Genomic DNA, 16,257 nt, shown 5'->3' with positions numbered 1-16,257 from the left:
GTGTCGTAAAAACATATAACCGATTTAAAAAACCTTGTAAAAGAAATCGTAGTAACGTAAATCTCTGAACGGTCTCTAAAACGGGAGAATCTTTAAAAAGATATTTCAAATCGGCGTATTTGTTTTAGTTGCTAAACTATATTGACAAAAGGCTGCGGCGGGTGTATATTTATTTTAGCGGCTAAAATATACTGACGGAAGGTCATAAAAACGGACGGCACGATGCACGACATACAAAGCTTTATGAAGCTTACGGCGAAGATTCAATACCGGATCAATGCCAACGATAAAAAACCGAAGCGCTTCGGCACCGCTCACCTGCTTTATCAGAGCGAAATACATTTTATAGAGGCGATAGGTTTATCGGACGGATACAGCGCATCCGAGCTTTCGGAAAAACTCGGCATTACAAACGGTGCGGTAACACAGGTTTCCGATAAATTGCTGAAAAAAAAATTGATACGAAAATATAAAAAAGAGGGGAATAAAAAAGCCGTCTATATTACATTGACAAAAGAAGGAGTGCGTGCGTATAAAAACCACGAAAAATTCCACGACGGTTTTAATAAAAAAATTACGGCGTATTTAAGTTCGCTTTCGAAAAAAGAATTTTCGGCGATAGCACGCTTAGCGGAATTGGTAAACGAAAACATACCCGATTTCGATACAACGGAGGATATCGTATGAAAGCCGTCGTAATCGTATTCAGTCCTGCGGGACATACGCTCGCCGCCGCACGGATGATTGAAAAAAGTATTGAAGCGAGGGGAGGCGAAACCGACATCGTCAACTTGACAAAAGACGATACTCTGTTGTTCTCTCCGGTCGGAAGCGAAAATCTCGCGGCGAAAATGGGCGAGTTCGACGCTCTTTTTGTCGGCGCTCCGGTATATGCCGGTCACGCGGAACACACGGTATTGCGTACGATCGCGATGCTCCCGCCTCCGGACGAAAGAAGATCAAAGATTGCCGTGCCGTTTATAAGCTACGGAGGAGCGCATTCGTTTGTCGCGTTGGAAGAGATGGGACGCGCATTGAAACGAAAAAAATACGTGCCGGTTTTGGGCATAAAAATCGCTTCGTTTCATACACTGAGCAGAAGTTTTCGCACAAAGATATTGGAAGACCGGCCGGGCGAGACGGAGCGTTGTGTAATAGACGACGCCGTAAGCAAAGTCGTCGATCTGTGTGCCGACCCGAAATCGATACGGGACGGCAGCGTGTCTTTTGCATATACTAAAATGCCCATGCGTTTTATATTAAAAATACTTTCACAGGAAAGAATTCATGCGAAATTCAAAACCGTGTCGATCGTATACGAAAAGTGCCGCGTATGTAAAAGATGTATAGAGGTGTGTCCCGTCAATAATTTTGTTTTTACGGACGGTATCGTGTCGGTGAAAAATCAAAAAAATTGTATTCTGTGCGGGGAGTGTTTTTACAACTGCGCAAGCGATGCGATCGTTTTCGACTACCGTAAACTTGCAAAAAAGCGATTGGGTGACGGCGAGGTCGTTTTGGAAAGTCCGCTCTCGGCCGTATATCCTGACGAATACGGTTATATACGGGAAAAATAGGAGGTTTGAATTATGAATGAAATTTGCATTGTGTACGATTCTCCGCACAAGGGAAATACGGAAAAGCTGCTTTTGAAAATCAAAGAAAAATATGCGGATACGGCTCTTGTTAAAGCGGCCGATTGCACTCCGGAATTTTTTTCCCGCTATGACGTACTGGGATTTGCATCGGGAATTTATTACGGAAAGTTTTCTCCGTCCGTTTCGGCCGTGTTCGAACAGGCGATTAAAAGCGATGTAAAAAAATTGTTTTTTATCTATACGTCGGGAGCGGGCAGGTCAGGGTATGAAAATGCACTTCGGGCTAAAACGGAGAAAAGCGGCAAAATCTGCTTGGGTATATTTTCCTGCAAAGGTTTCGATACCTACGGTCCTTTTAAGCTTATCGGCGGATTGAATAAGGGCAGGCCGAACGAAGACGATTTCAGAGACGCGATTGCATTTTTCGAAAACGATATTTTAGCGATTTAAATTATTAAAATATCAAGTTTTTCCGAAATTTATTGAAGCAGGGAAGTCGTTTTTCTGATTTTGAGTGTGCCGCCGATTTTAATTTTCGAATAACTCTTAAATCGGTTAAAAATTATTTGAGCTCTTCACATTCGACGGCGGTAAACCTTTTGTGGGCTTTAGAGCGTATGAATACGGTTTGTGTTGAGCATAAAAGCGAGCCGATAAAGGATATACAGGAAGCGCTTTTGAGCGACGATGATCAACAGTCTGTCACGTGCTCCGGAGCGGCGAAAACACGTGTCGAATTCCGCGTCCCTTGAGCGCGCGTACCGTGAGGGCGGCGATTGCCGAACGACGTGGTGATTTTAATATGTTAAACGATTGACATATACGGGTTTTGTGCTATACTCGTTTATACGTATGCGCGTACTTTTGATTTCCGACGTTCACAGCAATTTCGAAGCCCTTTCGGCCGTTTTATCTGCAGAAGCGGGTTTTGATTGGGTTTGGTGCGCAGGAGATTTTGTCGACTACGGCATTTCACCGAAGCCCGTTATCGATTGGTTTCGTAATCATAGAGCGGAGAGCCGCCTTGTCAAAGGCAATCATGATGAGCATTTGGTAAATGTATGGAAATCGGGAGTATCGAAAACTATTGCTCCGATGCAGTTTAAATGGGTTCATCAAAATTGTCTGCAGCTTGATGCCGCCCGTGTGTCTTTTTTAGATTCGCTCCCTGAGATTATTTCGTTTGAACAAGATGGTCGGTATTATCTTATGGCGCATCGTTTCGATAAAACCGTTCCGTATCGCGATATAAACAGTATCGAAGAGTTCGATGCATTTTGGAATGCAAATACACCGGAGTCTTATCATAATGCGTTTGAACGCCGCATTATTGTCGGGCATACGCATCGTCAATGCGCCCATTACCTGTACGGAAACAGGATGTGGATAAATCCGGGAAGCATATCCTATCGCCGTCCCGACGAACACGATAAAAGTGCGCAGTATGCCGTTATAGAAGACGGTACGATTATTTTCAAAAGAATACCCTATGATCGCAGCATACAGTTTGCTGCTGCTGAACAATACGGGAAAAATAAATCGATGATGGAAACGGAAGTGCAGGATTTTTATTTCTTTTTCGGAGATGCAAAAACGACGCGGGATCCGCTTCCGACAGGAGCTGTATGAAATCCTACAGACGGCTGCATTTTGACGGTATTGAAAATTTTCGTGATCTCGGCGGCTGGGAATGCAGCGGCGGCGGGATGACAAAGTACGGGGTATTTTACCGTTCGACGGAACTCGCAAAAGCAACGAAAGCCGACTTGAAGCGTATTGAAGATTTGGGAATACGGACAATCCTTGACTTGCGGCACCCGGCGGAAACGTCGGCACGACCCGATTGCCGACCGAGATCCTGTGTTTATAAAAACATATCGGTGCAGGGGTCAATTCGGCCGCATGAGCTCAATGTACACGGAGATGTGTATATGACGCATACGCTGCACCGTATGTATCGACAGCTTCTCACGGTGAGCGGTGATGAATTCCGCAAAGTGCTGTTTTTTTTGGCGGATGCCGAAGGGCCGGTGGTGTTTCATTGCGTTGCGGGAAAGGATCGCACGGGACTTACCGCGATGTTTTTATATACGATTGCAGGAGTCGATGAAAAGGATATCGTCGCGGACTACGAAGTGAGCCACACGTATATCAAAGGCTTTATGACCGACGTTTCCGGTTCTCACTATATGAATATGGAAAAGCTGCTCGCTTTTTTGCATAAAGCTTACGGCGGTGCCTCGCAGTACCTCGATGCGATCGGCGTAACTGAGGAAGTGCGCCGAAAAATTTACAAAAAATTTGTTATGAATTAATTGTAATGCGATTCGGTTTATATGCCGGATCGAACAGATAAATCTGTTTTTATAGAGGGAGCCGTAGGTTCTCATTTCTTAATAAAGATTTTTTGGAGGACAGCTTTATGAAAAGATGGATAGCGGTTTTGCTTGCCGGCAGTGTGGCGGTATCCGCCGTTTCGGCACTGGGACAAACCGACGGTGCGCAACGCAAGCAGGACTTTGTCAAAGTATGGGTAAGCAGCGGTGCCGAAGACGGTGTGTATCGAAAGCTTTTTGATACTATCAGAACGACTTCGGGCATTACGATTAAAGACGAATATTACCCGAAAGACGAACTTGACGGAAAGCTGCAAGTAGCTCCTGTTGTCGGAGACGCCCCGGATATGATTATCGTCGATTATTTGCAAATGCCCGCGTATTATGAAGCGGGACTCATAGAAGCGCTCGATACATATATGCCCGCATCTTTAAAAAGCGATTTGATTCCATCCGTCGTTGCCGAGTCTTCGTATCGCGGCAAGCTTATTTCGACGGCACAATTCGACGCCGGTATGGGGCTGTGGGCAAATAAAGCGATGCTCCAAAAGGCGGGGGTACGCATTCCGGTAAGTTATAAAGAGGCATGGTCGAAAGCGGAATTTGAAGATGTACTCAAAAAACTCAAATTGAGCGGGGTTCCGTATCCGATTTATATACGCCAAAATAAACCGTCGACGCTCTATTTTACGTATATGCCCATCCTTGCAAGTTTCGGCGGCGATTATATCGACAGGAAAACGTTTCATGCAAAAGGAGTGCTCGACGGCGCGAATACGGTAGCCGCTTACGATTATCTCTCGTGGCTTTTAAAGCAGGGATATCTCAACGGCCGATGTGATTACGAAGATGCATTTTACGGTAAAAAAGAGAGCGCGCTTGCACTCATCGGTCATTGGAAATATACCGATCATGTAAAAAATCTCGGAGACGATGCGATAATCATTCCGACGCCGAATTTCGGAAAAGGCGTGTTTACGTGTTCCGGTTCAACCGTATGGGCTATGACGACCGCCGCAAAACAAAACGGAATTGCGGATGAAGTATGGCGGATTTTGCAGATGAGTCTTGAACCGGCGAATATCAGAATCGTTACCGATTTTAACGGAGCCATTCCGTCGCGAAAATCGGTTATGGATCAAGTTGCAGCTTTGCAAAAAGGCGGACGGTTGTATTTGTACCGTGAACAACTTGAAGCCGGTATTTCCGTTCTTCGGCCTCTTACTCCGGCACACATGACGATCTATACGGCCATGCAGGCGGCGACGGGAGACATCATTCACGGTGCCGATGCCAAAACAACGCTTAGTGCCGCAGCGAAAGAAATCGATGCCGTCATCAAAGAAAACGGCTGGGACAAGTAGGATGAAGGCTGTCCTAAAACTGAAGTTTTTGGACAGCCCCTTGCTTGCAGCTATTTTATGGAGGAAGGCGGTATGAAGTCTTATTCCAAAAAATTAAGCGGATTGCAGAAAAGTCAAGCCCGTACCGCGCGGATATACTGCATTCCCGCATTTTTGTGTATTTTTATTTTTTATTTTTTTCCCTTTGTTCTCGCGGTCTTTTATTCGTTTACGAATAAAATGCTCGTACCGAGGATGGGTAAGCCGACCGATTTCGTCGGCTTGCAAAATTATCTGCGCCTGTTTACGAATGAAACGGCGGCGATTGCATTTCGTAATACAGCTTTATATGCACTCATGGTTGTTCCCGCCGTTCTCTTACTTGGAACGATCCTCGCCGTCTTTGTGAATAAGCAGCTTACCGGCGTAAAAGTATTTCGAGCCGTATATTTCAGTCCGCAAGTCGTAACGATGACCGTCGTTGCCGTAGTATGGTCGTATATTTTTTCTCCGGGGCAAGCCGGCCTTTTAAATTCGTTTTTAGGCGTATTCGGCATTCCGCCGCAGACATGGCTGCAAAACGGGAATCAAGCGCTGCCGTGTCTTGCATTTATGTATATATGGCAAACTCTCGGTCTTGAAATGGTTATTATACTCGGAGGGCTTCAGTATATTCCGCATGAATTGTATGAAGCGAGCTATCTCGACGGATGTTCCGTAGCGCAGAGATTTTTTTATATCACAATTCCAATGCTGCGCAATACGCTCGTGTACGTGCTTATATCGGTAACGATCGGGTCTTTGAAACTTTTTACGCAAGTGTACGTGCTGACGAACGGCGGACCGAAAAATGCTACGGTATCGGTTATCTATCTTCTCTATAAAGCGGGATTTATCAACAATCAAGTCGGATATTCTTCGGCGATCGCCGTCGTATTCTTTTTGATCGTTTTTGCCGTTTCGCTTATGCAAAATCATTTGACGAAGGAGAAGTGATTGTGACATCGATTGTAAAAAGAACGACGGCAAAAGTCGTATATTATATTTTATACATCCTCATTGCATTGATTTTTATATTGCCGGTTTTTTATATGTTTATTTCATCGGTAAAAGACGATATGCGGATTGTGGCGGATATGTCCACGATCAAAGCATTTATTCCGACGTTGCATCCTTCATGGGAAAATTATGCGGAGATTGTCGGCAAAGTAAAATTTTTTACGTTTTTTAAAAATTCCGTCGTCGTTGCCGTTATCAATGTCGCCCTCGTAACGATTATCAATGCGATGGCCGGTTATGTTTTGGGTATGCTTGCGTTTAAGGAAAAGAATTTTTTGCTGGCGCTCGTCATCGCCCTTGCCATCATCCCGACCGAATCCGTCATCATCAACAGATTTATGATTGTTAATAAAATGCATTTGCTTAACAGTTATATCGGACTTGCGCTTCCGACGGCCGGTTATCCGATGCACATATTTTTGTATTACAATCATTTTAAAGGTATGCCGCAGGAACTTATCGATGCGGCTATCGTCGACGGAGAATCCTATAACGGAATCTTTTGGAAAATAATGCTGCCGCTGTCAAAGCCTATTATGGCGACGGTCGCGATTATGAGTTTTGTACGATCGTGGGGCGATCTGCTTTGGCCGACACTTGTAACGCGAGATGAGACGTATCGTACGCTGCCGCTCGCACTTCGTGCACTTTCTACCGACGTCCATATTTTCTGGGGACAGATATTCGCGTTCGCCGCTCTCATGACGCTGCCCGTGCTTATTGTCTTTATCGTATTTCAAAAGCAGTTTATCGAATCGCTTACGATGACCGGTATTAAGGGGTAGGTGCGTTATGATTCGAATCCGTTATCTTGGAACGGGTGCGGCAGAAGGATTCCCCGCTCCGTTTTGCGAATGCGCTGCCTGCGAAAAAGTGCGACGACTCGGCGGTAAAAACAGAAAAACGCGCAGCTGTGCGCTTGTAAATGAACATATACTCATAGATCTGTCACCCGATATTTTTATGCAGAGCTGGGAAAACCGCCTGCACCTTTCCGCCGTAGATACGATTGTCTTTACGCATTCGCATGACGATCATCTCGATCTTATGTCGCTGATGCTCAGATGCAAGAGTGGCGCAACCGTGTTGCTTCACATCGATGAAAACGATAATTATATCTCGGTATGGGGAAACGATACCGTTCGGGAAAAAATTAATAAAAAATTTTTTGAAGAAGTTCATGCCGATCCGTCTAAGCTGCGTTTTTCGAAGATATCGTACGGAGTGCCGTTTTCCGTCGGAGACGTCGAATTTACCGCATTTGAAGCGAATCATATACAAGGTGAAGATTGTTGCATTTTTGCTCTTTCCGACGGAACGCATTCGTTTCTCTACGGTAACGATACGGGGTTTCCGCGTGAAAGGACATTCGATGCATTGAATCGGTTCGGAAAAACATTTTCCGCCGTAAGTCTTGATTGCGCACGCGGTACGCTGCCCGGAGATGCGCACATGGGATTGGCCGAAGACAAAAGGTTTTGCGAACGACTGCGAGCATGTGGTCTTATTGACGCGTCGACGGAAATATACCTCAATCATTTTTCGCATATGTGCGGTTTATCTCCCGATGAATTCGCTTCTCTTGCCGAAAAAGACAATATGCATTTAACCTATGATGGTATGGTCATCACCGTATAAGAGCGGAGTTATGTTTTGGCTACGATAAAAGACGTTGCGGAAAAAGCCGGAATAACGGTGACAACGGTGTCGCGCGTTCTCAATAACAGAGGCTATATCAGTACGCGGACACGAGAAAAAGTATATAACGTTATGCGCGAACTCGATTACCGTCCGAATGAAATAGCGCGTGCGCTTGCGCAAAAGCAGACGAAATTTATCGGAGCGATCGTACCGTCATTGCTGCATCCGTTTTTTTCTGCATGCATCAATTATCTCGAAAAATACGCATTTCGAAACGGATTTAAATTGCTCGTGTGTAATTCACAGCAAAACAGTAAAAAAGAAAGCGACTATATCGATATGTTAAAATCGAACAAAGTGTCGGGTATCATTCTCTGTACGAGAAGCGGTAAAATTGCAAGCCGTCTCGATCAATTTCCCGTCGTTACGATAGAGCGCTCGATTTCCGATTCGATTCCGGCCGTTTTATGCGATAATTATCGAGGAGGTGTCTATGCCGCCGAATTGCTGCTGGCGCAGGGCTGCAAGCGTCCCGCAATTTTCAGCGGCATTCCGCGCATAAAGCTTCCGGCCGATGATCGGGCAAAAGCGTTTGAAGATACCTGCCGAAAAGCGGGCGTCGCGCCGGTCGTCATTGCGACAAGCGAAGAGCAGTTTAAAGATTTCGATTATCGCAAAGCGATAGATGATATGTTTAACGGAAACAGACGATTTGACGGAATCTTTGCAACGAGCGATATCATCGCAGCGCAATTGCTTCAAGCGTGTGCGGCAAGAAATATATCGGTTCCGGAAAAATTGAAGATAATCGGTTTCGACGACACCGATATCGCCTCTCTCACGAGTCCTCCTCTTACAACGATTCACCAACCGGTCGAAGATATGTGCCGCTGTGCGCTTGAAATTATTATTAAAAAAATGAAGGGTGAAACGATTCCTGCCCAAACGATTTTTCCCGTCACACTGATACCGCGCGGTTCAACGTTTTAGATATTTTTTCTCCCGTGTTCGAACTCGGCTTTTTGTGATATAGTCGGTAATCATGGAGGAATAACGATGAAAAAACAAGTACGCGTGATGCCGATTGCATTGCTCTTTATCGCCTCGCTTTTTGCGGCAAGCTGCGCGACGACAAAAAAAGTTTCCGCGGAGTCTCCCCGCGCAGGCGTTCAAACGACGGTTTCGTCGATCGACAAATACGGAAACTGCGCGCTCAGCATTACGCAGGATGAATTTACCGCGGCGGGTTTCGAGCCGGGCGACATCGTGTCGGTAAAAGCGGGCGCTTTCGCGTTCGATGCTCCCGTGTGTACGAATTACAGCGACGTCGATAACGGAAAATACCTCATCCGTTTGAGCAAGGGAGGCGTTTCGTTCGCAATCAATATGGGCAATTTTGTCAAAACGAGCGGAGTTGCAGCCGGCACTCCTGTCGCCGTCGCGATGAAAGGGAAGGGCGCATACCTTGCCGACTATAAAATCCGTCAGCTTAAAAAAAGCGAAAACCGAAGCGACTATGCATCGGACGAAATTTTTGCCAATTTTCGCGAAGTAAAAGCGGGAGGCATTGCGTCCGGCCGCTTGTACCGATCGTGCAATCCCGTCTACGGTGATGCGCGCGCCCCTTATGCCGAAAAGCTCATACAGGCGAACGGCATAAAAGCTGCGGTAAACCTTGCCGACAGCCGCGAAAGCGCTTGGAAACACATCGATGAAGCGCCGTATTACAAATCGCTTGCGGAAAGAGGCGATGTCGTTTTTCTCAACATGGGCGTTTCGTTTGCCGACGAAGATTTTATTAAAAAACTGCACGACGCTCTCGTCTTTATCGGCGAAAAGAAAAGCGCGTCTTACCTCGTTCACTGCAATGAAGGAAAAGATCGAGCGGGCTATGTGTGCGCTTTGCTCGAAGCGCTGTGCGGCGCGACGCTCGATGAAATCAAAGCCGATTATATGACGAGCTTTGAAAATTATTTCGGCGTCAAAAAAGGCACGGAGCAGTACGATATGATCGGAGGCGTCATCATCGGTACGCTCGTATCGATCAACGGAGGACGAAGCGTTACCGATCGGAACGTCGGAAAAGTCGTCGAAAATTATCTTCGCACAAAGGCCGGCCTTACGAGAGAAGAGATCGACGTCGTGCGTGCGGCGCTGCAGTAGGAAAGTGCGGCGCCGGAAGTTTTACGCAGCGCGGGTGTGCAAATGCATGCCCGCTGCAAATCGTATGTTAAACGAATCGTGCCGTTTCGGTATTTCGTTTTGCACTTGCAGTTTCGTCATACGATTTGCTTGCGGATGATAACAATGACGGCGTTTACGAAATAAACGGAGTTACCGCACGGAATTATGAAAAAAATGACAGCAGAATCAAAGCGTACGGAAGATGAGATTGCGTATTAAAAAAATGTTTATCGAGATGAAAACAATTTTACTGTGATCGGAATTCCATATCTATCAAAGATACAGTAATTTTAATTAATTAAAAAAATTAATTAAATAGATGCAAGAGATATTTAAGAATTAAAATTTCTGAATGACAATATCACCATCAATTTTATTATTATGCCACACATTATTGCGTTTGTGTTGCCATTCATAATAATTGCTCATTGTTTCGTTGTTATCGGTTATAAAATCGACGTGAAATAAATTTGAGATTTCTGTTTTAGATTTATAAATCTTAACCATTACTATATTTTTAGTGATGGTATTTGTATAAACAGTGCCATTTAGTTTCGCTGTTTCCGTACGCTTATAAGTACCGGTTATGGTATATGTTCCTTCTGAATAAAAACGGATAAAGCAGTTATATAATTCCAGTGCCGTTGTATCTTTCGGGAAAGAATACTCCGTTGCTTTAACGAATTTATCAGTTGCCACTTGCGTGAAAGAATTTCTGTCATCGCCATCATTAAGTATACAAGCAGAAAATACAAGAGATGACATTAACAATATGGCTGAAAATAACAGCTTTTTCATAACTTTAATATACCGTTAATTTCGTAAAATGACAATCGTTATGCGAAAATATTGTAGTTTAATAAATCTTCAAGTAATATTTTTTATCGCTTTTATCAAAATAATTCTCATAACGATAACCGCCGACATCGCAAGTGAAATCAAATCGTATGTCGTTAGGATTAAGTCGAGTATGAACAACTCCCGTTGCAGCCGGCGGAATTGTTATCGATTGCGGCGAAGCAAATCTATCGTTCTGTACTTTTACTATTATTTGGTGTGTGAACGTATTAACTACATTTAATTCATACGTGGGCATATCTTCAATAGTGGCGTTTTCCGCATATGTTTTAAATACAATCGGCTTGTCGGAAATAATTTTTCCCGCCGGAAAACTCGGCAGTTTCAGCGTCATACGCTCCGCCGGTTGAAGCGTAAAAACTGTATTACCGTGAGATATAAGTGTAAATTGTGCAGTATGTGAAGAATTATTAATAATATCTCTATCACGTACCGTAGAGATAAGCGAATCACACGAGGTGAAAATAAAAGCGGATATAAAAAACAATGCAAGCGATTTTTTCATAGGTCAAGTATATAGTAATTATATAAAAAAACAAGGTCTTATATCGATAGGATGGTAATGCAGACAGAGGATTATAATATGCAACGTTATGTAATACAATAAATTATCCGTTTTTACTGCACAACAATAAACGCGGCGTTACATATAACCTATTGACGAAGTGTGAACTACAGTTTACAATACAAGTATGAACTATGAAGTAAGGCAGACAGAAGAATTTTCAAAATGGCTTAAAAAACTGAAAGATGCCGTTGCAAAAGTAGCGATAGCAAGGCGGATTGACAGAATGAAAGAGGGCAATTTCGGAGACTCAAAGTCGGTCGGCGGCGAAGTGTTTGAACTAAGGATTGATGTGGGCAAGGGCTACCGTGTTTACTTTACAAACAAAAATAACAAGATCGTGATACTTCTTGTAGGCGGTGATAAATCTACACAGGATGAGGATATAAAGATCGCCAAGAAAATGGTTAAGGAGATTTAAGATGTTGAAAACTACGGAATTTGATATTGCTGAATATCTCGACACGGAAGAATTAAGAGAAGGCTACCTTGAACTTGTTGCAAAGGACGGCACACAAGAGGAATTGCTCCGTGCAATAAACGCAGTGGCAAGGGCAAGGGGGATGACAGAGACCGCAAAGGAAGCGGGGATTACACGGGAGGGCTTGTATAAGGCACTTTCCCCGAATGGAAATCCTACATTCTCAACCGTTTGGAACGTTCTCCACGCTATTGGCTACACACTCACACCGACACCGATAGTAAAAACGATGTAATGCGTGTACGGATTTATACAGGAACATTTATGTTTTTGGGTATCTTTTTTTTGTAAGCTAAAAAATAGATGATTATATGTTGACATATTTTATAAAATGATATACAGTAGAGGCGGAGGAATGGAATATGTCTAAATTCGGTACAAAGATTTATGATCTGCGGGTAAACGGGAAAAACGAAACACTTCGCACCGTCGCTTTTGCACTTGGTATTTCTGCTATGTACCTTTCAGAATTGGAGACAGGCGTAAAAATGCCGGTACGTAGTAAAGTAATACCGAAGCTCGCTGAATACTACAATCAGGACGTTGAGGAGTTGAAACGCCTTTTACAAGATGACATTAAGAATGCCGCGATTGAGACGGCAAAGAACGGTACATACGCACAGGCGTTTGCTGCTGCACGAAAAAGTCCTGCGGCCGTAAGCGCGCTGGAAAATTTTTTAAGACAGGAGAGAGAAAAATAATATGTTACTGGAAACGCATCCTATGCCGCCGTTAAGTGCGGCGGCTATTGAAGCTTATGTCGAACAATATCTTGCGAAGTATATACCGCAGCATTTAATAGCACCAAATAGGCTTACAATGCAAGATATACAAAAAGCAATCTGGAATTCACATGGATACAAGATTGTCCTTGTCGAGGAATATCCTCTCGAATCAATAGAGGCACAGACGAATTTCCCCGCAAACAGAATCGAAGTAACAGAAAAATTCATGATCGATTTCGAAAACGAATACCCTCGCAACCGATATACACTTGCACACGAAGTAGGTCATGTTATTTTGCATAGCGGGATTGTCATGCAACTTGCGCCGTTGGCGGCACGGAGAAATACGCAACGCCCGATTAAAACCTATGAAAATGCAGAGTGGCAAGCGGAACATGCCGCCGGCGCATTACTCATGCCTCTCGTTACGTTACTTCCTTTTTTGTGTAGCTTATACGAGGATCACCATTCAGATAGAGAGATTGTAAAGGAGATACAAGCCGTTTATGGCGTCTCGTGTAGTGCCGCAACAGCAAGAATTCGTGCGGTCTTAAAACCGAACATGGAGAAAAAACGTAATGAAGTTATAAAAAATAAAGCCTTGAATGTTAGCAGCATTCAAGGCCTTATAGGGCTGTTTCAATCGCTCTGACGAATCTAAAGAACGGTTGAAACAAGTAATACAAGTGACAAGTCCGGTAGACGAGTAACTCGAGTTTATATAGTTTACTTTGTCTTCCGTGACTTGTCAAGGAGACATAAAGTATGAATAATACTTCGCCTACTGTTGTAATCTTTACAAAATGGATTACCAGGAACGGCAAAAGAATCTATGCTTCACAGTATGGATTAAAAGCGTTCAAACTTGTAATTCCACAAAGTAAATACAAGGCTCGATAGCCTTAGCTGTCTATAAAGGGTGTGCAAAATTGATGATTCTAGATTTTGCGCACCCTTTTTTTATGTCTTTACACCGCCTGATGCAGCACCACGATAACCCGCCCGTTTACGGTGTTTCAATTCACGCTCCCTGTCGGCTATCCGCAATATGCCATTGACAACGGAAAAACAATCAGGCTTTCAACTATCGAAGAAACAATAGACATCATGAAAACAGATATACCGAGTACCGACGATTAAAATACCCGCTTAGCGCTGCGAGGATTGTTGGAGTGCGGTTTTATAACAATACTTGAGAAAATAATAGCCCTGCGTAATTGCGGGCTTACGGGAACGAAGCTTAACGAAATTATGAGCTACCGTTGCTCAAAGCCCGGCAAAGATAAAACTATGGCGAAGCTGAAACGTATTTGGGCGCTGCCCGTAAAGGAAAGCGCGGAAAACAGAAAGGCACGCGAGCGGTTTAATAAATTGCTTGAGCGTTAATTCTTTCGAAACAATAGTCCGAGCGCGACGAGTAAATCGATTTTTTCGGGAGCGACGGACGGGAGTTTATCGTCGAGGCGTTTATGAACGGCTTTAACGAGAAGCCATACGAGGTAGTAAAAGCCTAAAACGGCGCCGATTATCACGGCAAGAATTATTAAAGCGATCATAGCATGTCTCGTTTTTTAAGCGAGCGCTTTATAAAAGGAGAAAGTAAAATTGAAATAATTTTACCGATAAAACCGCCGATACATGCGCCTATAATACCGGCAACGAGAGATACAAGATGGTAAGAAACAAAACCATATTATCACCCTCGTCTATAGTATCAGTATAAAATGCGTTTTGGAGATGGGGGGAATTGAACCCCCGTCCGGGTACGTAAAACAGGTACATCTACAGGTGTAGCTGTGCGAGGTGATTGTCGGGAGCGTTTAACGGCACAGCAGGTGTCCGCTCCGTATTCCGATAGATGTCCTGCGTACATATCGGACACTGTACGCAGCAAGCTCCGGTTTACGACGGAAATCCCGCCAGCTCAGAGCGGCGCGGACGGGTTTCCGGCTCTTTAAGTCGCCGCTTACGCAGCAAGAGCTAACTGTTCGTCTTCAGACACGAAGTCTTCTTCACGTTTGGCAGTTATGTTTTTTTGCGTTTTCAAAGGAAACGCGGCCTTACCTGCAGTACAAGCTTTCCCGTATCCGTCGAAACCGGTGCACCCCCGATTTTACGGCATACATTTCAAACTTGTCGTTCATTAAAAAAATACTCACGCAGCTGATTTTTGTCAAGAGCACATTTGCAAAAAAAGCCGTTTCCAAAAGCCGTGTTGCCTGCGAGTCTCAGTGTATGACGTGATGCTTTTGCTTAAACTTTTTCAGCATCGCGACCGCATTGCGTTTGCCGTTGAAGACAAATCCGCCGTTCCAATATTCGACGGCTGCAAAGAGCGCATTTCCGCCGTCGTGCTCGTCACTCGCTGCCGTTCGGAACGAAACGTAGTTTGCGAGGTCTTCGAAATTTTGCGTGCGCAGGCATTCGATTCTTTTGCGGTTGAATTCGTTCCACTCTTCAAGATTTTTAAAACCTTCGCCTTCGTCCTGTACGATGAGATGGGCGTGAGCGGGGCTGAACGAATACCAGACGGTTACTTTTTTATTCATGTCGCAGCGGTTGCCGTGTTTGACGGCGTTTTTGATCACTTCGCTTATCTGCTGTTCGAGCAGGTTCAGCTCTCTGATTTCCGTCGGCGCCGACTGGACGATCAAAAGCGTAAAATATCTGATCTGTCTGAAATCCGACGGAAAGGTTTTTACGAGCATGTTTTCCGTATTGAACAGGGGATCGTTATCGTCCGAGTGCAGTTCTTTTATCTCTTCTTCGCGTGCCATAGGACAAACTCCTTTTTAAATGTTCGTTTTGCAATAAAGCTCTGTAATAATTAAAGATTTATAAAAAACGAAAGAAGCGCCGATTTATGCGCTTATCGCTTTCATCGGTGCTTCTTAGATAAAAGCAAAGAGCATCTTATTCTTTGACCATCTGCAGCGCTTCTTCGATGCTGTTTGCGATCGGAAAATATCCGGTCAGCTTTGTCAATTCGATAACTTTTTTTACCGAACCGTGAATATTTGCAATGGAAAGACGCAGATTCATCTTTTTGATTGTCGAACAGATATAGATGAGTGCGCCGATTCCCGACGAATCGATATAATCGACCTGTTCCAAATTGATGACAAAGAATTTGACGTTTTTTTCCAGCATCTTCATAACGAGCTCTTTGAGCTTGTATGAATTATACAGATCCATCTCTCCGTTTACATCGATGATGTAGATGTCGCCGTTTTTCCGGATTTTCAGTTCCATAGATATCCCTTCCTGTTTTACCGAATTTTTATAATCAAAAGGCTTTGATCGTCGTATTGCTGTGCGGTACCCGAATGGAGTTGTACGTCCGCTTTTACACGTTCGGCAATTTCCGCTCCGGACAATTCGCGATTCGTTTTGATAACTTGCATGAGGCGTGCTGTTGAATATTGTACACCGGATTCGCTCAGAGATTCAAGTAAGCCGTCCGTACA

The 16,257-nt window shown here is 44.2% G+C and carries 22 protein-coding genes and 1 other RNA gene; 16 read left to right on the top strand and 7 right to left on the bottom strand.

What is annotated here, in order from left to right; genetic code table 11:
• Positions 1-222: 222 nt before the first annotated feature.
• The 11 genes from IZU26_RS08095 (at position 223) to IZU26_RS08045 (ending at position 10,140) form a co-directional block, all read left to right on the top strand.
• Complete coding sequence (locus IZU26_RS08095; RefSeq protein WP_433278165.1) at positions 223-687, top strand: MarR family transcriptional regulator; 465 nt, start codon at positions 223-225, stop codon at positions 685-687.
• Positions 684-1,577 carry a 4Fe-4S dicluster domain-containing protein gene (locus IZU26_RS08090; RefSeq protein ID WP_433278163.1) on the top strand — a complete coding sequence of 298 codons (894 nt, stop codon included), beginning with the start codon at positions 684-686 and terminating at the stop codon, positions 1,575-1,577. Before IZU26_RS08095 ends, IZU26_RS08090 begins: the two co-directional genes overlap by 4 nt.
• A 12-nt stretch (positions 1,578-1,589) precedes the next feature.
• Positions 1,590-2,048, top strand: coding sequence for a flavodoxin family protein (locus tag IZU26_RS08085; RefSeq protein ID WP_433278161.1), 459 nt, complete (start codon positions 1,590-1,592; stop codon positions 2,046-2,048).
• 402 nt (positions 2,049-2,450) lie between these two features.
• A complete protein-coding gene (locus IZU26_RS08080; protein WP_021329098.1) occupies positions 2,451-3,227 on the top strand; it encodes a metallophosphoesterase family protein in 777 nt (258 codons plus the stop codon).
• Positions 3,224-3,913, top strand: coding sequence for a tyrosine-protein phosphatase (locus IZU26_RS08075; protein WP_433278158.1), 690 nt, complete (start codon positions 3,224-3,226; stop codon positions 3,911-3,913). Before IZU26_RS08080 ends, IZU26_RS08075 begins: the two co-directional genes overlap by 4 nt.
• A gap of 107 nt (positions 3,914-4,020) precedes the next feature.
• On the top strand, positions 4,021-5,298 hold the full coding sequence (locus IZU26_RS08070) for a sugar ABC transporter substrate-binding protein (RefSeq protein ID WP_021329173.1): 1,278 nt from the start codon (positions 4,021-4,023) through the stop codon (positions 5,296-5,298).
• A 72-nt stretch (positions 5,299-5,370) separates the two neighbouring features.
• Positions 5,371-6,273 carry a carbohydrate ABC transporter permease gene (locus IZU26_RS08065; protein ID WP_021329103.1) on the top strand — a complete coding sequence of 301 codons (903 nt, stop codon included), beginning with the start codon at positions 5,371-5,373 and terminating at the stop codon, positions 6,271-6,273.
• 2 nt (positions 6,274-6,275) lie between these two features.
• Positions 6,276-7,121, top strand: a complete 846-nt coding sequence (locus IZU26_RS08060) for a carbohydrate ABC transporter permease (protein WP_021329161.1) — start codon at positions 6,276-6,278, stop codon at positions 7,119-7,121.
• A 7-nt stretch (positions 7,122-7,128) separates the two neighbouring features.
• Positions 7,129-7,974 carry an MBL fold metallo-hydrolase gene (locus IZU26_RS08055; RefSeq protein WP_310823473.1) on the top strand — a complete coding sequence of 282 codons (846 nt, stop codon included), beginning with the start codon at positions 7,129-7,131 and terminating at the stop codon, positions 7,972-7,974.
• 15 nt (positions 7,975-7,989) lie between these two features.
• On the top strand, positions 7,990-8,967 hold the full coding sequence (locus IZU26_RS08050) for a LacI family DNA-binding transcriptional regulator (protein WP_021329213.1): 978 nt from the start codon (positions 7,990-7,992) through the stop codon (positions 8,965-8,967).
• Positions 8,968-9,033: 66 nt separating this feature from the next.
• Positions 9,034-10,140, top strand: coding sequence for a tyrosine-protein phosphatase (locus IZU26_RS08045; protein WP_433278155.1), 1,107 nt, complete (start codon positions 9,034-9,036; stop codon positions 10,138-10,140).
• A gap of 360 nt (positions 10,141-10,500) precedes the next feature.
• Here IZU26_RS08045 and IZU26_RS08040 read toward each other — a convergent pair whose 3' ends face one another.
• Together IZU26_RS08040 and IZU26_RS08035 are read right to left on the bottom strand one after the other, a co-directional pair.
• On the bottom strand, positions 10,501-10,959 hold the full coding sequence (locus tag IZU26_RS08040) for a hypothetical protein (protein ID WP_433278153.1): 459 nt from the start codon (positions 10,957-10,959) through the stop codon (positions 10,501-10,503).
• A 58-nt stretch (positions 10,960-11,017) separates the two neighbouring features.
• Entirely contained in the window at positions 11,018-11,524 is a 507-nt protein-coding gene (locus IZU26_RS08035) for a hypothetical protein (RefSeq protein WP_433278151.1), read from the bottom strand.
• 187 nt (positions 11,525-11,711) lie between these two features.
• Between IZU26_RS08035 and IZU26_RS08030 the strand changes: the two genes are divergently transcribed.
• The 5 genes from IZU26_RS08030 (at position 11,712) to IZU26_RS08010 (ending at position 14,176) form a co-directional block, all read left to right on the top strand.
• Positions 11,712-12,005, top strand: a complete 294-nt coding sequence (locus tag IZU26_RS08030) for a type II toxin-antitoxin system RelE/ParE family toxin (RefSeq protein ID WP_180487325.1) — start codon at positions 11,712-11,714, stop codon at positions 12,003-12,005.
• A gap of 1 nt (position 12,006) precedes the next feature.
• Positions 12,007-12,300 (top strand): addiction module antidote protein, encoded by a 294-nt coding sequence (locus IZU26_RS08025; RefSeq protein ID WP_433278149.1) that lies wholly within the window; start codon positions 12,007-12,009, stop codon positions 12,298-12,300.
• Positions 12,301-12,427: 127 nt separating this feature from the next.
• Positions 12,428-12,766: a helix-turn-helix domain-containing protein gene (locus IZU26_RS08020; protein ID WP_433278147.1), complete on the top strand. Its 339-nt coding sequence runs from the start codon at positions 12,428-12,430 to the stop codon at positions 12,764-12,766.
• 1 nt (position 12,767) lies between these two features.
• Positions 12,768-13,442 carry an ImmA/IrrE family metallo-endopeptidase gene (locus IZU26_RS08015; protein WP_433278145.1) on the top strand — a complete coding sequence of 225 codons (675 nt, stop codon included), beginning with the start codon at positions 12,768-12,770 and terminating at the stop codon, positions 13,440-13,442.
• Positions 13,443-14,041: 599 nt separating this feature from the next.
• The gene (locus IZU26_RS08010) at positions 14,042-14,176 is read left to right on the top strand and encodes a hypothetical protein (protein ID WP_433278143.1); all 135 of its coding nucleotides are present in this window, start codon (positions 14,042-14,044) and stop codon (positions 14,174-14,176) included.
• On the opposite strand, the gene IZU26_RS08005 is transcribed toward IZU26_RS08010, so the two are convergent.
• From IZU26_RS08005 to IZU26_RS07985, 5 genes are all read right to left on the bottom strand, one after another.
• Complete coding sequence (locus IZU26_RS08005) at positions 14,173-14,346, bottom strand: hypothetical protein (protein ID WP_433278141.1); 174 nt, start codon at positions 14,344-14,346, stop codon at positions 14,173-14,175. The two genes, IZU26_RS08010 and IZU26_RS08005, sit on opposite strands and share 4 nt — an antisense overlap.
• 173 nt (positions 14,347-14,519) lie before the next feature.
• Positions 14,520-14,899, bottom strand: a transfer-messenger RNA (tmRNA) gene (ssrA, locus tag IZU26_RS08000).
• Positions 14,900-15,018: 119 nt separating this feature from the next.
• Positions 15,019-15,567 carry an ATP-binding protein gene (locus IZU26_RS07995; protein WP_021329995.1) on the bottom strand — a complete coding sequence of 183 codons (549 nt, stop codon included), beginning with the start codon at positions 15,565-15,567 and terminating at the stop codon, positions 15,019-15,021.
• 136 nt (positions 15,568-15,703) lie between these two features.
• Positions 15,704-16,042, bottom strand: coding sequence for an anti-sigma factor antagonist (locus IZU26_RS07990; RefSeq protein ID WP_021330003.1), 339 nt, complete (start codon positions 16,040-16,042; stop codon positions 15,704-15,706).
• A gap of 17 nt (positions 16,043-16,059) precedes the next feature.
• Positions 16,060-16,257: SpoIIE family protein phosphatase (locus tag IZU26_RS07985; protein WP_433278139.1), on the bottom strand; the 198-nt coding region annotated here is incomplete at its 5' end.

Origin of the sequence: Treponema sp. SP13, from assembly GCF_050938355.1 — a bacterium.
GTDB classification, from domain to species: Bacteria; Spirochaetota; Spirochaetia; order Treponematales; family Treponemataceae; genus Treponema_D; species Treponema_D socranskii.
This window is presented reverse-complemented; position numbering and strand designations above follow the sequence as displayed.